Here is a 17,343-nt window from a genome sequence, read left to right as displayed (position 1 = left end):
GATACCGGCCGCGCGGGCCGGGCGATCCTTCAGGCGGGCGGACGCGCCCGCCGCATAAGCATGGCGGGGCTCGCCCCCGCGTCAGGAGACCAAGATGGCGACCATCGATTACGGACGCGCCGCGGGATATTTCCTGCTGACGGACTTCTTCAAGGGCCTCGGGCTGGGCTTCAAGTACTTCTTCGGCCCCAAGGCGACGCTGAACTACCCGCACGAGAAGGGCCCGCTGTCGCCGCGCTTTCGCGGCGAACACGCGCTGCGCCGTTATCCGAACGGCGAGGAACGCTGCATCGCGTGCAAGCTGTGCGAGGCGATCTGCCCGGCGCAGGCGATCACCATCGATGCCGAGCCGCGCGAGGACGGCTCCCGCCGCACCACGCGCTACGACATCGACATGACCAAGTGCATCTATTGCGGTTTCTGCCAGGAGGCCTGCCCGGTCGACGCGATCGTCGAGGGCCCCAATTTCGAATTCTCGACCGAGACCCGCGAGGAGCTTTACTACGACAAGGCCAAGCTGCTGGAGAACGGCGAGCGCTGGGAGGCCGAGCTGGCCCGCAACCTCGAGATGGACGCGCCGTACCGATGAGCAGCCAGAAAACCCCGTTCGAGCTGATGATGGAGCAGGCGCAGGAGATGGCGAAGGCCTTCAATCCCGCGCTGTCGTCCTTCGATCCCAAGGGCTTCGAGAGCCTTTGGCCGACCATGCCGAAGGACGCCATGGAGATGTGGTTCGGCAAGGGGCTGGGCAAGAACGGGCTGGACGCCAAGACACGCCTGCTTCTGACGCTTGCGGGGTTGACGATGCAGGGTGCTCAGGCCGATACGCCGCTGAGGATGACCGTGCGCCACGCGCTCGAGGCCGGCGCGACCGAGGAAGAGATCGCCGAGACCATCGCGCAGATGTCGATGTTCGCCGGGATTCCCGCCATGACCCGCGCCATGGAGATGGCGCGCGAGGTGATGGCCGACGGAAAGAAGGATGACGAGACATGATGGCATTCGCCTTCTACCTCTTCGCGCTGGGTGTGATCGCGGGCGGGCTGTTCACCGTGATCGCGCGCAACCCGGTGCACTCGGTGCTGTGGCTGATCCTGGCGTTCCTGTCCGCGGCGGGGCTGTTCGTGCTGCTGGGGGCCGAGTTCGTCGCCATGCTGCTGATCATCGTCTACGTGGGCGCGGTCGCGGTGCTGTTCCTGTTCGTGGTGATGATGCTGGACATCGACTTCTCGGCGCTCAGGGCCCAGATGGCGCGCACCATGCCGTTGGCGCTGCTGATCGGGCTGGTGATCCTGATGCAGCTGGCACTGGCCTTCGGCGCCTGGACGGAATCGGAACTGGCCGCGGGGCAGATCGCTCAGCCGATGGTGCCGGGCATCCACAACACGCAGGCGCTGGGGATGATCCTCTACGACCAGTACTTCCTGCTGTTCCAGCTGGCGGGCCTGATCCTGCTGGTGGCGATGATCGGTGCCATCGTGCTCACCCTGCGCCACCGGAGCGACGTCAAGCGGCAGGACGTGCTGGCGCAGATGTATCGCGACCCGAAGAAGGCGATGGAGCTGCGGGACGTGAAGCCCGGCCAGGGGCTGTAAACGGGCGCCGGAGGGGTGTCCCACGGTGGGACACGCATCCGGCCTAGACAAATCAACGGGTTACAGAGGCCCGTTCATGAATTGATAACCATACGGGGAAAACCCGGAGGGACGAGCGATGATCGGACTGGAACATTACCTGACGGTGGCGGCGGTGCTGTTCGTCATCGGCATCTTCGGAATTTTCCTCAACCGCAAGAACGTCATCATCCTGCTGATGAGCATCGAACTGATCCTGCTGGCGGTGAACATTAACCTTGTGGCGTTCTCGGCGCATCTGGGCGACCTGGTGGGGCAGGTTTTCACCCTGTTCGTGCTGACGGTGGCGGCGGCCGAGGCGGCGATCGGGCTTGCGATCCTGGTCAGCTTCTTCCGCAACCGCGGCACGATCGCCGTGGAAGACATCAACGTGATGAAGGGCTGAGCGCATGGCGACGATCATCCTGTTCGCGCCGCTTCTGGGCGCGCTGATCGCGGGCTTCGGCTGGCGCGTCATCTCGATCAAGGGCGCGCAGTGGGTAACCACCGGCCTGCTGTTCCTGGCCTGCGCGCTGTCGTGGATCGTGTTCCTGACCCACGGACCCGAGACCGAGACGATCAACATCCTGCGCTTCATCGAGAGCGGCACGCTGTCGGTCGACTGGTCGATCCGGCTGGACCGGCTGACCAGCATCATGCTGATCGTGGTGACGACGGTGTCGGCGCTCGTGCACCTTTATTCCTTCGGCTACATGGCGCATGACGAGAACTTCCGCGAAGGCGAGGAAAGCTATCGCGCGCGCTTCTTCGCCTACCTGTCGTTCTTCACCTTCGCGATGCTGGCGCTGGTGACCTCGGACAACCTGGTGCAGATGTTCTTCGGCTGGGAAGGTGTGGGCGTCGCGTCCTACCTGCTGATCGGGTTCTACTACCGCAAGCCGTCGGCCAACGCCGCCGCCATCAAGGCGTTCGTGGTCAACCGGGTGGGCGACTTCGGCTTCGCGCTGGGGATCTTCGCTCTGTTCTACCTGACGGATTCGGTGAACTTCGACGTGATCTTCGCCGCGGCACCCGAACTGGCCGAGACGCAGCTGACCTTCCTGTGGACCTCGTGGAACGCGGCCGAGCTGGTGGCCTTCCTGCTGTTCGTGGGCGCGATGGGTAAGTCGGCGCAGCTGTTCCTGCACACCTGGCTTCCCGACGCGATGGAGGGCCCGACGCCGGTCTCGGCGCTGATCCACGCCGCCACCATGGTCACGGCGGGCGTCTTCCTGGTCTGCCGCATGTCGCCGGTGATGGAATTCGCGCCCTACGCGATGGCCTTCGTCACGGTGCTGGGCGCGACCACCGCCTTCGTCGCCGCGACGATCGGGCTGGTCCAGACCGACATCAAGCGCGTCATCGCCTATTCGACGATGTCGCAGCTGGGCTACATGTTCGTGGCGGCGGGCGTGGGCGTCTATTCCGTGGCGATGTTCCACCTGTTCACGCACGCCTTCTTCAAGGCGATGCTGTTCCTCGGCGCGGGCTCGGTGATCCACGGGATGCACCACGAGCAGGACATGCGGAACTACGGCGGGCTGCGCAAGAAGCTGCCCTACACGTTCTGGGCGATGCTGATCGGCACGCTGGCGATCACCGGCGTGGGCATCCCGCTGACGCATATCGGCTTTGCCGGCTTCCTGTCCAAGGACGCGGTGATCGAGAGCGCCTGGGCCGGCACCGCAGGCGGCTATGCCTTCTGGATGCTGGTCATCGCGGCGCTGTTCACCAGCTTCTATTCTTGGCGGCTGATGTTCCTGACCTTCTGGGGCACGCCGCGCGGCGATCGCCACACGCACGAGCACGCGCATGAAAGCCCGATGGTCATGCTGGTGCCGCTGGGCGTGCTGGCGGTGGGCTCGGTCTTTGCCGGGATGGTCTGGTACAACAGCTTCTTCGGCGACCACGCGTCGGTGAACCGGTTCTTTGGCGTGCCTGTGGCCCATGCCGAGGAGGCCGCCGCCGACCACGGCGAGGGGCCGGGCGAGGCGATCGAGGAACTGGCCGAAGGCGACCTGGAAAGCGCGGGCGAAGCGGTGGCCGAACCCACCGACGCGCACGGTCCGGCCGGCGAGGGCGAGTATGCCGCGGGCGATTATCCCGCGCCGGGACAGGGCGCGATCTACATGGCGCCCGACAACCACGTGATGGACGACGCGCACCACGCCCCGGTCTGGGTCAAGGTGTCGCCCTTCGTCGCCATGCTGATCGGCTTTCTTGTGGCGGTGTGGTTCTACATCCTTCAGCCCTCGGTTCCCGGACGGCTGGCGGAAAGCCAGCGGCCGCTGTACCTGTTCCTGCTCAACAAGTGGTATTTCGACGAGATCTACGACTTCGTCTTCGTGCGGCCGGCCAAGGGGCTCGGCAGGCTGCTCTGGCGCCGCGGCGACGGCAGCGTGATCGACGGGTCGATCAACGGTCTGGCGATGGGCGTGGTGCCGTTCTTCACGCGCCTCGCGGGGCGGGCGCAGTCCGGCTACATCTTCACCTATGCCTTCGCGATGGTGATCGGCATCGCGATCCTGATCACCTGGATGACGCTTTCGGGGGGCGGCAACTAATGGACAACCTGCTTTCCATCGTCACCTTCCTGCCGGCGCTGGCCGCGCTGATCCTGGCGCTGTTCCTGCGCGGGGGCGACGCGGCCGCGGACCGCAACGCGAAGTGGCTGGCGCTGATCGCGACCAGCGCGACGTTCGTGGTGTCGCTGTTCATCCTGTTCCAGTTCGAGGCCGGCAATCCGGGCTTCCAGATGGTCGAGCAGGCCGACTGGCTGCTGGGCCTGCAGTACAAGATGGGCGTCGACGGGATCAGCGTGCTCTTCGTGCTGCTGACGACCTTCATCATGCCGCTGGTCATCGCCGCCAGCTGGGAGGTCACGACCCGCGTCAAGGAATACATGATCGCGTTCCTGATGCTGGAAACGCTGATGCTTGGCGTGTTCATGGCGCTGGACCTGGTGCTGTTCTACCTGTTCTTCGAGGCCTCGCTGATCCCGATGTTCCTGATCATCGGCATCTGGGGCGGCAAGGACCGGATCTACGCATCGTTCAAGTTCTTCCTCTACACCTTCCTCGGCTCGGTGCTGATGCTGGTGGCGATGGTGGCGATGTATGCCGACGCCGGCACCACCGACATCGCGCTGCTGCTGAACCACAGCTTCTCGTCCGTGGGCATCGAGGTGCTGGGCGTGCAGGTCCTGGGCGGGATGCAGACGCTGCTGTTCCTGGCGTTCTTCGCGAGCTTCGCGGTGAAGATGCCGATGTGGCCGGTGCACACCTGGCTGCCGGACGCGCACGTGCAGGCGCCGACGGCGGGCTCGGTCGTGCTGGCGGCGATCCTGCTGAAGATGGGCGGCTACGGCTTCCTGCGCTTCTCGCTGCCGATGTTCCCGGTGGGCTCCGAGGTGATGGCGCCGCTGGTGTGGACGCTGTCGGTGATCGCCATCGTCTACACAAGCCTCGTGGCGCTGGTGCAAGAGGACATGAAGAAGCTGATCGCCTATTCGTCCGTCGCGCACATGGGCTTCGTCACCATGGGGATCTTCGCGGCAAACCAGCAGGGCATCGACGGGGCGATCTTCCAGATGATCAGTCACGGCTTCATCTCGGGCGCGTTGTTCCTGTGCGTGGGCGTGGTCTACGACCGGATGCACACGCGCGACATCGACGCCTATGGCGGCCTCGTGAACCGGATGCCGGCCTACGCGCTGGTGTTCATGCTGTTCACCATGGCCAACGTGGGCCTGCCGGGCACGTCGGGCTTCGTCGGGGAATTCCTGACGCTGGTGGGCATCTTCCAGGTCAACACCTGGGTCGCGGCCGGTGCCGCGCTGGGGGTGATCCTGTCTGCGGCCTACGCGCTGTGGCTGTACCGGCGGGTGGTGATGGGCGACCTGATCAAGGCGTCGCTGAAGACCATCACCGACATGACCCGCCGCGAGAAGGCGATCTTCGCGCCGCTGGTCGTCGCGACGCTGTTCTTCGGCGTCTATCCCGCACCGATCCTGGACCGCATCGGGCCGAGCGTGGCGCAGCTGGTCGGCGCATACGACGCCGCGCTGGCCGAGGCCGGGGTTGACACGCGCGGCACGCAGGTCGCACAGGCCGTCGCGGGCGACGCCGCCGCCGAGCTAGAAGGAGCGCACGAATGATCTCGGCCGACCTTACCATCATCCTGCCGGAAATCGTGCTGTCGCTGTTCGCGATGGCGGCGCTTCTGGTCGCGGTCTACACCGGCAAGGACAAGCTGGCGCCGGTCCTGCTGTGGGCCACGGCGGCCGTCTTCCTGGCGCTGGCGCTGTGGATCGGCACCACCGGCTCGGGCTTGCGGCTGGGCTTCGGCGGCATGTTCGTCGATGACGGCTTCGCCCGTTTCGCCAAGGTGACGATCCTGACCGCCGCCGCCGCCGTCCTGCTGATGTCCGAGGGCTACATGGCCCGCCGGGGCCTGCTGCGCTTCGAATACCCGCTGTTGGTGGCGCTTGCCGTCGTGGGCATGATGGTCATGGTCAGCGCGGGCGACCTGATGGCGCTCTACATGGGGCTCGAGCTTCAGTCCCTGGCGCTCTACGTGATTGCCTCCTTGCGTCGCGAAAGCCCGAAATCCACCGAGGCGGGGCTGAAGTACTTCGTGCTTGGCGCGCTGAGCTCGGGCCTGCTGCTGTACGGCGCGTCGCTGATCTACGGCTACGCGGGCACCACGACATTCATCGGCATCGTGCGCACCGCGACGGAGGGCGAAATGTCGCTCGGCCTGCTGATCGGGCTGGTGCTGCTGATCTCGGGGTTGGCCTTCAAGGTCTCGGCGGTGCCGTTCCACATGTGGACCCCGGACGTCTACGAGGGCGCGCCGACGCCGGTCACCGCCTTCTTCGCCACGGCGCCCAAGGTCGCGGCGATGGCGCTGCTGGCGCGGGTGCTGCACGACGCCTTCGGCGGCGCCGTCGGACAGTGGCAGCAGGTGATCGCACTGATCGCGGTACTGTCGATGTTCTGGGGCAGCATCGCCGCGATCGGCCAGCGCGACATCAAGCGGCTGATGGCCTATTCGTCGATCGCCCACATGGGCTACGCGCTGATGGGGCTGGCCGCGGGGACGCTGCTGGGCGTGCAGGCGATGCTGATCTACATGGCGATCTACGTCGCGATGAACGTCGGCACCTTCGCCTTCATCCTGTCGATGGAGCGCGACGGCCAGCCGGTGACCGACATCCGCGCGCTGAACATGTACGCCCGCCAAGCGCCCGGAAAGGCGCTGGCCGTGCTGGTGCTGATGTTCAGCCTTGCGGGCGTGCCGCCGCTGGTGGGCTTCTTCGGCAAGCTCTACGTGCTGCGCGCCGCCTACGAGGGCGGGCTGGTCTGGCTGGCGCTCGCCGGCATGATCGCCAGCGTCATCGGCGCCTACTATTATCTGCGGATCGTCTACTACATGTACTTCGGTGAAGAGCGCGAGGACGGGCTGGACGGCGGGCGTTCGCCGGTCCTGTGGGGCTTCCTGATGGCCTCGGCCGTGGTGATGGTCGTGGGCGTGGTCAACCTGTTCGGGATCGAGGGCGCGGCACAGGCGGCGGCGGCGACGCTTGTCCGCTAAAACGAGCGCCAAGGCCTTGCGAAACGGTGACGCGCCTTCGGCGCGTCGCTTTTTTTCGGACAGGGGTGAAGGGGCTCTGCCCCTTCTGCTCCTTCAGAGTATTCATCCCATTTGGGAACAGAAGAAGTATGGGGCTTGCCGCTGATGAGCTGGCCCGCAGGCTACGGGCGCCGGGTGCTGGACGAGGTCGACAGCACCATGACCGAGGCGGCGCGCGTCGCCGACGCGCTCGCCGGGCCGGAATGGATCATGGCACGGCGTCAAAGTGCTGCGCGCGGACGGCGCGGGCGGCCTTGGCGCGATCCGGGCGGCAATTTCGCGGCGACCCTGGTGATGCGGACGCCGGGCGGGCCGGGGCAGGCGGCGCTGCGGTCCTTCACGACGGCGCTGGCACTGCGCGAGGCATTCGCCGCGCTGACGCATGCGCCCGAGGCGCTCGCGCTGAAATGGCCGAACGACGTGCTGGTGAACGGCGGCAAGGCGGCGGGCATATTGCTCGAGACCGTGGGGGCGCGCGGCGGGTCGCTGGCGATCGGGGTGGGCGTGAACCTGATTTCCGCGCCCGGGGCGGACGCGGTCGAGCCGGGGGCGGTGCCGCCGGTGAGCCTGCTGGCCGAGACCGGGCTGCGCATCGAGCCCGAGGCGATGCTGGACGCGCTGGCGACCGCCTTCGCCGCCTGGGAGGACCGCCTGGTCACCTACGGCTTTGCCCCGGTGCGCACCGCTTGGCTGTCGCACGCCGCCCGGCTGGGCGAGGTCGTGACCGCGCGGCTGCCGCAGGACCGGATCGAGGGGATTTTCGAGACGGTGGACGAGAGCGGCGCGATCGTTCTAAAGACCGCGCAAGGTCGCCGCGCCATCGCCGCGGCCGACATCTTTTTCTGAAGGGGCGGCGGGCATGCTTCTGGCCATCGATTGCGGGAACACCAACACCGTGTTCTCGATCTGGGACGGGACGCGGTTCCTTGCGACCTGGCGCACCTCGACCGAGCATCAGCGCACGGCGGACCAGTATTATGTCTGGCTGTCGACGCTGATGAAGCTGCAGAAGATCGAGGCCGACATCACGGACGTGATCGTCAGCTCGACCGTGCCGCGGGTGGTGTTCAACCTGCGCGTCCTGGCGGACCGGTATTTCAACACGCGGCCGATGGTGGTGGGCAAGCCCGATTGCGCGCTGCCGGTGGCGGTGCGCGTCGATGCCGGCACGCAGGTGGGCCCCGACCGGCTGGTCAACACCGTGGCGGGGTTCGACCTGCATGGCGGCGACCTGATCGTGGTCGATTTCGGCACCGCGACCACCTTCGACGTGGTCGCCAAGGACGGCGCCTACGAGGGCGGGGTGATCGCGCCGGGGGTGAACCTGAGCCTCGAGGCGCTGCACCAGGCGGCGGCCGCGCTGCCGCACGTCGATATTTCCAAGCCGCAGCGCGTGGTGGGCACCAACACCGTCGCCTGCATGCAATCGGGCGTGTTCTGGGGCTATGTCGGCCTCGTGCGCGAGATCTGCGCACGCATCAGGGCCGAGCGCGGCACACCCATGAAGATCATAGCGACAGGCGGGCTGGCGCCTTTGTTCCAGCAGAGCGAAGACCTCTTCGACCACTTCCACGACGACCTGACGATGCACGGGCTTACCGTCATCCACGATTACAACATGAGGACTGCATGAGCGGTGAACGACTGATCTATCTTCCCCTCGGGGGTGCCGGCGAGATCGGCATGAACTGCTACGTCTACGGCTACGGAAAACCCGGCGAGGAGCGGCTGATCGTCGTCGATCTGGGCGTGACCTTTCCGGACATGGACGGCACGCCCGGGGTGGACCTGATCCTGCCCGACATCACCTGGCTGCGCGAGAACCGGGACCGCATCGACGCGGTCTTCATCACCCATGCCCACGAGGATCACGTGGGCGCCGTGGGCCATACGTTCGAGCAGCTGGGCGTGCGGATCTACGCGCGCGCCTTCACCGCCAACCTTGCGCGGCAAAAGCTGGCGGAATACGGGCTGGGGGCGAAGACCGTCACCACCTGCTCGGCTTGGCCGCAGGTGACCAAGGTGGGGCCGTTCTCGATCGGGTTCCTGCCGATCTCGCACTCGATCCCCGAGAGCAGCGCGCTGGTGATCGACACGCCGGCCGGCCGGGTGATCCACTCGGGCGACTTCAAGCTCGACACCACGCCGCTGGTGGGCGAGCCGTGGGATCCTGCGCTGTGGGCCGAGGTGTCCAAGCCCGGCGTCATCGCGCTGGTCTGCGATTCCACCAACGTGTTCAGCAAGCACCCCGGACGGTCCGAGGCGACCGTCGGCCCGTCGGTCGAGCGGCTGGTGGCGGAAGCGCGCAACATGGTCGTGGCGACCACCTTCGCGTCGAACGTGGCACGTGTGAAGACGCTGGCCGATGCGGGCGCGCGGGCAGGGCGCTCGGTCTGCCTGATGGGCCGCGCGATGCGGCGCATGATCGAGGCTGCGGTCGAGACCGGCGTGCTGGCGGACTTTCCGCCGGTGGTCGCGATGGAGGACGCCGCCGGCATCCCGCGCGAGAACCTGATGCTGATCGTCACCGGCAGCCAGGGCGAGCGTCGCGCCGCCTCGGCCCAGCTGGCGCGGGGCAAGTACAACGGGATCGAACTGAAGGACGGCGACCTGTTCCTGTTCTCGTCCAAGACCATTCCCGGCAACGAGAAGGGCGTGATCCGCATCATGAACATGCTGTCGGAAAAGGGCGTGGACGTGGTCGACGACAACGATGGCGAGTACCACGTCTCGGGGCACGCGAACCGGCCCGACCTCGAGACCGTGCAGGACATCGTGCAGCCGCAGGTCGTGGTGCCGATGCACGGCGAGCACCGCCACCTGCGCGAACACGTCAAGCTGACCCAGGCGCGCGGGCGCACCGGCGTCCTGGCGGTCAACGGCATGATGGTCGAACTGTCGACCAGGCAGCCCCGGATCGTCGAATACGTCGAGACCGGGCGCACCTACCTGGACGGTACGGTGCAGGTCGGCGCAATGGACGGCATCTTGCGCGACCGCATCCGCATGGCGCTGAACGGCCACGTCACGGTGACGGTCATCATCGACGAGGACGACAGCCCGCTGGGCGATCCCTGGTGCGACCCGATGGGCCTGGCCGAGGAGGGCCGCTCGCGCGTGCCGCTGGTCGATGTGCTGGAAGAGGATCTGAGCCAGTTCATGGGCCGGGCGAACGGCAAGACGATCAAGGACGATGCCAAGCTCGAGGAAGGGCTGCGCCGCGTGGTGCGCCAGACCTGCATGAACGAGATCGGCAAGAAGCCCGAGGTGACGGTGGTCGTGAGCCGCCTGGCGTGATCGGCGCGGCCGTGACGGGGCGCGGCAGGGCGACCGTCCCGGTCGTCTTCGACCTCGACGGCACGCTGGTGGATTCGCTGCCCGGCATCGCCTGGGCCGCGAACACGCTGCTGGCCGAACGCGGGCACGCGCCGCTGCCGCAGGCGCGGATCGGCACCTTCGTCGGACTGGGCGAGCGCGTCTTCCTCGACCGGCTGATCGCGGCCGCCGGGCTGGACGCGGCCGACGACGCGGCGCTGATGGCGCGGTTGCTGGACCTCTACCGCGCGGCGGCGGATCGCACGACGCCGTTCCCCGGCGCCCGCGAGGCGTTGCAGGACCTGCGAGACGCGGGCGTTCCGCTGGGGCTGTGCACGAACAAGCCGTCGGGGCCGCTGGATGCGGTGCTGGACGCGCTGGACCTGCGCGGCCTCTTCGGCGCGGTGGTGGCGGGCGACACGCTGCCGGTGCGCAAGCCCGACCCGGCGCCGCTGCATCGCGCTTTCGATCTGCTGGGCGGGCTTGGCCTTTACGTGGGCGACAACGGCATCGATGCCCGGACCGCGACCAGCGCCGGCGTACCCTTCTGGCTGTTCACCGAGGGCATCCGGCACGAGCCGCTGGCGGACATTCCGCACGACCGCGCCTTCGACGACTTCGCGAGGCTCGCCGCGCTCTACCGCGCGACCTTCGCCTGAAGATCCGCCGCCCGGTCTGTCCCGGTCCGGTATCTCTCCGTCGCAGGCTCTGCCGGCGTCGCCGCGCGCTTGCAACCCTGCCTGCGCGGAATAGTTGGTCCCCGGAAACAATCTGAAGGAAAGGGACCGGATCATGATCAACAAGAGCGGATCGGCGAACTGGAAGGGCGGCCTGAAGGACGGCACCGGCACGGTATCCACCGAATCCGGCGTACTGGACGCCGAGAACTACGGCTTTGCCAAGCGGTTCGAGGGCGCGCCCGGCACCAACCCCGAAGAGCTGATCGCCGCGGCGCATGCCAGCTGCTTCTCGATGGCGCTGTCGATGGTCCTCGGCGAGGGCGGCTTCACCGCCGACGACATCTCGACCAAGGCCGTGGTCACGCTCGACAAGAAGGACGACGGCTTTGCGGTCACGAAAAGCCACCTGACCGTCACGGCCAGCGTGCCGGGCGCCACGGCGGCGGACTTCATCAAGGCGGCGGACACGGCCAAGGCGAACTGCCCGATCTCGAAGTTGCTGAACGCCGAAATCACGATGGACGCCAAGCTGGCCTGAGCGTGCGTCCAGCTGCACGAAACGCGAAAGCCGCCCCTGTCCGGGGCGGCTTTCTTTTTGATCTTTCAGCGCGGTGGCGGCCGGCTCAGCCTGCGCGGCGTTCCTCGAAGCTCAGCGCGATGAACTCGGGCATGTGCTCGCCCATGCCGACGACGTTGCCGCCCTTGTTCATGACGGGCACGTCCTCGGCGCGCATGTCGGCGCCTTCCCGTCGGCCACGGCCGCCGCCACTGCCACGGCCCGAACGGCCGCCGCGTGCGGAGCGGTCGCGCCCTTCGGACTGGCCGGCCTCCGGTCGCTGATTTTCCTGTGTCGCGTCCTTGGGGGCCGCTTGCGAAGCCTCAACGGCCTCCTCGGCCACGGGCGCCTCGGCAGCAGCTTCCTCGGCGGGGGCGCCGGCGGGTTTGCTGGTGCGTCTGCGGCTGCGCTTGGGCGCTCCGGCCGGCTGGTTCTCCATGGCCTCGGCGGGCTGCGCGTCGGCAGCCGTCGCCCCGGCCTCTTGCGAGACCGCGGGTGCCTCGGCTGCGTCGACTTCCTGCGTCTCGGCCGGCTTCGCGTCGCCACCCGAGCGGCTGCGCCGGGTGCGGCTGCGCGTGCGGGCGGGCTTGGCCTCGGCCTCGGGCGCATCCGCCTCGGCCTCGGGCTCGGCGCCCTGGCCCAGCGGGTTGGCGACGCGCGGGATCGGCTTCTGCAGCAGCTTCTCGACCGCGTCGAGGTACTTTTCGTCGCGGGGCGTGCTGATGGTGAAGGCCTTGCCGGCGCGCCCGGCGCGGCCGGTGCGGCCGATGCGGTGGACGTAATCCTCGGCGTGGCTGGGCACGTCGAAGTTGAACACGTGGCTGACCGCCGGCACGTCGAGGCCCCGCGCGGCCACGTCCGACGCCACCAGGATGCGCAGCTCGCCGTTGCGGAACCCGTCGAGGGTGCGCGTGCGCTGCGACTGGTCGAGGTCGCCGTGAATCGCAGCCGCGTCGTAGCCGTTCTTCTTCAAGCTTTTCGCGACAATGTCGACGTCGACCTTGCGGTTGCAGAACACGATCGCGTTGGTGCAGGCGTCGCCCTCGGCGTCGATCAGCGCGCGCAGCACGGCGCGCTTCTCGCCCGCCTCGCGGTCCTTGCGGGACGGCTTGAGCACCACCACGCCCTGTTCGATCGTCTCGGAGGCGGTGGCCTGGCGCGCGACCTCGATCCGGGCGGGACTGTTGAGGAAGGTGTTGGTGATGCGCTCGATCTCGGGGGCCATGGTGGCCGAGAAGAACAGCGTCTGGCGGGTCATCGGCGTCAGGTTGAAGATACGCTCGATGTCGGGAATGAACCCCATGTCGAGCATCCTGTCGGCCTCGTCCACGACCATGATCTTGACGTCGTTGAGGATCAGCTTGCCGCGTTCGAAATGGTCGAGCAGGCGGCCCGGCGTGGCGATCAGCACGTCGACGCCCTTGTCGATCAGGATGTCCTGTTCCTTGAAGGACACGCCGCCGATCAGCAGCGCCTTGGTCAGCTTCACGTGCTTGGAATAGGTGTCGAAGTTCTCGGCCACCTGGGCGGCAAGCTCGCGCGTGGGGCACAGCACCAGACTGCGCGGCATCCGCGCGCGGGCGCGGCCGCGAGCCAGCATCGAGATCATCGGCAGAGTGAAGCCGGCGGTCTTGCCGGTGCCGGTCTGGGCGATGCCCAGCACGTCGCGGCCTTCGAGCGCGGGGGGAATGGCGCCCGCCTGGATCGGCGTCGGCGTCTCGTAGCCGGCTTCCTCGACGGCCTTGAGCACCTTGGGGCTGAGATTGAGGTCAGAGAATTTTGTCATATGCGTCCGTTCAGAGCGGACACTGATTTGGCCCGCGCGGCTGGCTTCGGGTCGGGCCCGGGTGGCCCTGCGTATCGTCGCATCGCGACCCTGCGTGCTAGGTAGGAAATTTACGCGCCAAGGTCAATCGACAGCGCCGCTTTGGTCGCGAATCCGCGGCGTTCGGGCGGGTTCGGGCGCCTGCGCGGCATCCCTGGAACCGTTTCAGGGGAAATGCAGGGCGTGAAGGGCTGACAGGTCCATGCGGTGGCGGCGCAGCAGGCCGTGATCTTCCAGCCTGTCGCAGAGGGCGGGCGTGGCGGTGCAGACCTCGTCGAAGAAGGCGCGCAGGCCGGCTTCGCCCTCGGCGTCGCGCAGGTCGCCCAGCAGGTCGTGCAGGCGTGGCGCGCCGTTGCGGCGCATGGGCGGGCGCAGGTCGGCGCGGTAGGAGCCGCGGTCCAGCCGGAAGGTCAGTGCGTCGCGGAAATGCGGCCACGACGACGCGTGGAAGTGGCCCAACTCCGTGCTGGCGAGCTTGACCTCTCCGGGGTTCTGGGATTCGCCGAGGAAGGCGTTGTGGATGCGCAGGTCCCAGGCACCGGCATGGGGGCGGACGAAGACCTTGCCCGCGACGTGGCTGAGGAACCCGCCCGCGAGGTGTTGGCCCCAGCGCGGAAAGCAGGCGCGCGCCGCGCGGTCGCGGGCGGGGCGGTCGGGGTGCAGCGCCTTGAACGCGGCGACCTGCGGGTCGGCTCCGGGCGCGGGGGCCAGCGCCTCGACGGGGCGGACGCGGGCGCAGAGCGCGTCGCGGGGCAGGGCGGCCAGTTGCGCGGCCAGCGGCGGCGCGTCGGGCACGGGCAGCAGGAATTCGTCCACGTCCACGTGGCCCAGCCAGTCGAGGTCGCTTGCCGCGGCCAGGGCATGGTTGGCGTTGGCGCATTGGCGCACCTGGTGCTTCTTCGGGCGGAAGCCGCGCGCCTGCCACCAGGCGTCGTCGCAGGCGGTCACGGTGATGGCCGGGTGCGCGATCAGGGGCGGCGGCGCGGGATGGCCGTCGGGGTCGTCGAGGTAGATCATCAGCCGCGCGGCCCCTTGCGCGAGGTGCCAGGCCGCGAAATCGAGCATCGCGTCGGGCGCCGCCCTGATCGTGGCGACGAGACCCCAGCGGGTCATGGCGCCACCGCATGGGCGCGAAGCAGCGAGGGACGGTATGCTTTCATGCGCACACCTTGTCGCCACGGCGCGGGCCGCACAAGCGGCGACGTGACGCCGGGCATGCGCTTGCGCGGAGCGCGGCCGGATGGCAGGGGGAGGCGCAAGGATGCCGGCGAGGGATGACATGGCACTGACGGATTTCCAGGTCTTGGCCCGCGACGGCCGCGCGCGCACCGGCGCCATCACCACGCCGCGCGGCACGATCCGCACGCCGGCCTTCATGCCGGTGGGCACGGCGGCCACCGTGAAGGGCATGATGCCCGAAAGCGTGCGCGACACCGGCGCTGACATCCTGTTGGGCAACACCTACCACCTGATGCTGCGCCCCGGGGCCGAACGGATCGACCGGCTGGGCGGGCTGCACCGCTTCATGAACTGGGACCGGCCGATCCTGACGGATTCTGGGGGCTTCCAGGTCATGAGCCTGGCCGGGCTGCGCAAACTGACCGAGGCCGGCGTCACGTTCAAGAGCCACATCGACGGCTCGAAACACGTGCTGTCGCCCGAGACGTCGATGGAGAACCAGCGGCTTCTGGGCAGCGACATCGTCATGTGCTTCGACGAATGCCCTGCGCTGCCGGCCGACCGCGCGCGCATCGAGGATAGCATGCGCCTTTCGATGCGGTGGGCGCAGCGGTCGCGCGACGCCTTCGGCGATCGTCCGGGTCACATGCTGTTCGGTATCCAGCAGGGCGGGCTGGAACAGGACCTGCGCGAGGAGTCGGCCGAGGCCCTGCGCGCGATCGGCTTCGATGGCTACGCGATCGGAGGTCTGGCCGTGGGCGAGGGGCAGGAGGCGATGTTCGGCTGTCTGGACTTCGCCCCGGACCAGCTGCCCCAGGACAGGCCGCGCTACCTGATGGGCGTGGGCAAGCCCGACGACATCGTGGGTGCGGTCAAGCGGGGCGTCGACATGATGGATTGCGTGCTGCCCTCGCGCTCGGGGCGGACGGGACAGGCCTGGACGCGGCGCGGCCAAGTCAATCTGAAAAACGCGCGCCACGCCGACGATCCCCGTCCGCTGGACGAGGACTGCACCTGCCCGGCCTGCCGCAACTACAGCCGTGCGTACCTGCACCACGTCCAGCGCGCTGGCGAGATGATCGCCGGGATGCTGCTGACCTGGCACAACCTGCATTACTACCAGCAGCTAATGAACGAGATGCGCGAGGCCATCGCGGCCGGCGCCTTCGCCGCGTTCGAAAACCGATTTTTCGCCGAGCGGGCGGAGGGTGACATCGAGAGGCGGTGAGTCCGCTGACGAAAGTTCACATTTTCTGGAACACAGAATGACTACCGCCGTTGTGCGACTGACCGGTGCGTCTAGGCACCGGACGGATTAACGGAGGACATTCCATGTTCAATAAATCTCTCGGTCTCGCTCTCGGGACGGTATCCGCACTTGCACTGAGCACCGCCGCCTTCGCGCAAAGCGACGACATCGTGACCAACGACGAGGTCATCATCATCGAAGGCGAAGAAGGCGAAGCAGAAGTGGCAGCTGACGTCGCGGGCGGCCAGGTCATGGTCGAGCAGGGCCAGCCCCGGGTCACGGTGACCCTCGATGAACCCAGCGTAGATGTCGACCAGGCCCGTCCGCAGGTCGACATCGAGCAGCCGCAGCCCCAGATCGACGTGCTGGTCCCCGAGCCCAACGTCCGCGTGCAGCAGCAGGCGCCGATCATCACGGTCGAGCAGGCGCAGCCCCAGGTCACCGTGCGCATCCCCGAGCCGATCATCACGATCCGCGTGCCGCGCCCGTCGGTCGATGTCAACCAGGACAACCCCGACGTGAACGTCGCGATGCCCGAGCCGATCGTGAACTTCGTGCGCCCCGAGCCGCAGATCAACATCCAGGAATCCGAGCCTCGCGTGATCATGGAAGATAGCGGCAGCGCCAACGTGGACATCCAGCGCTCGGAGGGTGCCGATCTCGACGTGAACCAGGAAGAGGCGCAGGTTGACATCCAGCAGTCCGGCGACGCGAACGTGCAGGTCAGCCAGGCCGAGCCGCAGGTCACCGTTCAGGATGCCGAAGCCGCGGACGTGAACGTCAGCCAGGCCGAGCCGACGGTCGAGCTGGTTTACGAGACCGACGAAATGGGCATGATGGCCTCGGAAGAGGATCGCGTAGCCTACGTGGCATTCATCCAGGAGTCGCCCTGGGCTGATATTGCCATTGCCGACATCGAAGGGCAGCCGGTCACCAGTGCCGACGACGAGCGCGTCGGTGAAGTCGAGCAGGTCGGCATGCGCGGCGAGACCATCGTGCTGATCACCGGCGTCGGCGGCTTCCTGGGCATGGGCGAGCGCACCATCGCGCTGCCGCTGGACCGCGTCTCGATCGTGGAGGGCCGCCTGGTTCTCGACGACATGACGGCAGAAGAGATCGAGCAGATGCCGGAATACAACGAGGCCGAAGTCCAGCCTGGTCAGCCCGACCAGACCGTGGGCGAATTCGTAACCGTCGATTGATCGGACAGGCCGCTGGCTTTCGTTCGCCGCCCTGCGGCGGGCACAGGGGGGCGCCTTCGGGCGCCCCTTTTCCGTTGTCTGCTTGCCTGC

16 protein-coding genes are annotated in these 17,343 nt (G+C 67.6%); 14 read left to right on the top strand and 2 right to left on the bottom strand.

What is annotated here, in order from left to right:
* The first annotated feature begins 94 nt into the window (after window positions 1-94).
* The 12 genes from nuoI to BLW27_RS04560 all read left to right on the top strand — a co-directional run bounded on the left by nuoI (window position 95) and on the right by BLW27_RS04560 (window position 11,780).
* Window positions 95-589, top strand: coding sequence for an NADH-quinone oxidoreductase subunit NuoI (nuoI, locus tag BLW27_RS04615; protein ID WP_089879993.1), 495 nt, complete (start codon window positions 95-97; stop codon window positions 587-589).
* Window positions 586-996, top strand: coding sequence for a carboxymuconolactone decarboxylase family protein (locus tag BLW27_RS04610; RefSeq protein WP_089879989.1), 411 nt, complete (start codon window positions 586-588; stop codon window positions 994-996). Before nuoI ends, BLW27_RS04610 begins: the two co-directional genes overlap by 4 nt.
* A complete protein-coding gene (locus BLW27_RS04605; RefSeq protein ID WP_089879987.1) occupies window positions 993-1,595 on the top strand; it encodes an NADH-quinone oxidoreductase subunit J in 603 nt (200 codons plus the stop codon). The genes BLW27_RS04610 and BLW27_RS04605 overlap by 4 nt, the downstream gene beginning before the upstream one ends.
* A gap of 118 nt (window positions 1,596-1,713) precedes the next feature.
* Window positions 1,714-2,019 carry an NADH-quinone oxidoreductase subunit NuoK gene (gene nuoK, locus BLW27_RS04600; RefSeq protein ID WP_089879983.1) on the top strand — a complete coding sequence of 102 codons (306 nt, stop codon included), beginning with the start codon at window positions 1,714-1,716 and terminating at the stop codon, window positions 2,017-2,019.
* Window positions 2,020-2,023: 4 nt separating this feature from the next.
* Window positions 2,024-4,177: an NADH-quinone oxidoreductase subunit L gene (nuoL, locus tag BLW27_RS04595; protein ID WP_089879981.1), complete on the top strand. Its 2,154-nt coding sequence runs from the start codon at window positions 2,024-2,026 to the stop codon at window positions 4,175-4,177.
* Complete coding sequence (locus tag BLW27_RS04590) at window positions 4,177-5,769, top strand: NADH-quinone oxidoreductase subunit M (protein ID WP_089879978.1); 1,593 nt, start codon at window positions 4,177-4,179, stop codon at window positions 5,767-5,769. Before nuoL ends, BLW27_RS04590 begins: the two co-directional genes overlap by 1 nt.
* Window positions 5,766-7,208, top strand: coding sequence for an NADH-quinone oxidoreductase subunit NuoN (gene nuoN, locus BLW27_RS04585; RefSeq protein ID WP_089879976.1), 1,443 nt, complete (start codon window positions 5,766-5,768; stop codon window positions 7,206-7,208). The genes BLW27_RS04590 and nuoN overlap by 4 nt, the downstream gene beginning before the upstream one ends.
* Window positions 7,209-7,352: 144 nt before the next feature.
* Window positions 7,353-8,093 (top strand): biotin--[acetyl-CoA-carboxylase] ligase, encoded by a 741-nt coding sequence (locus BLW27_RS04580; RefSeq protein WP_089880730.1) that lies wholly within the window; start codon window positions 7,353-7,355, stop codon window positions 8,091-8,093.
* Window positions 8,094-8,106: 13 nt separating this feature from the next.
* Window positions 8,107-8,880: a type III pantothenate kinase gene (locus tag BLW27_RS04575; protein ID WP_089879975.1), complete on the top strand. Its 774-nt coding sequence runs from the start codon at window positions 8,107-8,109 to the stop codon at window positions 8,878-8,880.
* Window positions 8,877-10,544, top strand: a complete 1,668-nt coding sequence (locus BLW27_RS04570) for a ribonuclease J (RefSeq protein ID WP_089879972.1) — start codon at window positions 8,877-8,879, stop codon at window positions 10,542-10,544. The genes BLW27_RS04575 and BLW27_RS04570 overlap by 4 nt, the downstream gene beginning before the upstream one ends.
* Window positions 10,541-11,221: an HAD-IA family hydrolase gene (locus tag BLW27_RS04565; protein ID WP_245710775.1), complete on the top strand. Its 681-nt coding sequence runs from the start codon at window positions 10,541-10,543 to the stop codon at window positions 11,219-11,221. Before BLW27_RS04570 ends, BLW27_RS04565 begins: the two co-directional genes overlap by 4 nt.
* Window positions 11,222-11,354: 133 nt before the next feature.
* On the top strand, window positions 11,355-11,780 hold the full coding sequence (locus BLW27_RS04560) for an OsmC family protein (RefSeq protein ID WP_281242717.1): 426 nt from the start codon (window positions 11,355-11,357) through the stop codon (window positions 11,778-11,780).
* 85 nt (window positions 11,781-11,865) lie between these two features.
* Here the strand turns inward: BLW27_RS04560 and BLW27_RS04555 are convergent, their stop codons facing one another.
* Entirely contained in the window at window positions 11,866-13,584 is a 1,719-nt protein-coding gene (locus BLW27_RS04555; RefSeq protein WP_089879971.1) for a DEAD/DEAH box helicase, read from the bottom strand.
* Between the two features lie 204 nt (window positions 13,585-13,788).
* On the bottom strand, window positions 13,789-14,736 hold the full coding sequence (locus BLW27_RS04550) for a glycosyltransferase family 2 protein (RefSeq protein ID WP_089879968.1): 948 nt from the start codon (window positions 14,734-14,736) through the stop codon (window positions 13,789-13,791).
* 166 nt (window positions 14,737-14,902) lie between these two features.
* On the opposite strand from BLW27_RS04550, the gene tgt reads away from it, so the two are divergent.
* A complete protein-coding gene (gene tgt, locus BLW27_RS04545; protein WP_089879966.1) occupies window positions 14,903-16,030 on the top strand; it encodes a tRNA guanosine(34) transglycosylase Tgt in 1,128 nt (375 codons plus the stop codon).
* 104 nt (window positions 16,031-16,134) lie between these two features.
* A complete protein-coding gene (locus tag BLW27_RS04540) occupies window positions 16,135-17,253 on the top strand; it encodes a PRC-barrel domain-containing protein (RefSeq protein ID WP_089879963.1) in 1,119 nt (372 codons plus the stop codon).
* Window positions 17,254-17,343 lie beyond the last annotated feature (90 nt).

It is taken from the genome of Citreimonas salinaria, assembly GCF_900107235.1.
In the GTDB taxonomy this organism is placed as follows: Bacteria; Pseudomonadota; Alphaproteobacteria; order Rhodobacterales; family Rhodobacteraceae; genus Citreimonas; species Citreimonas salinaria.
This window is presented reverse-complemented; position numbering and strand designations above follow the sequence as displayed.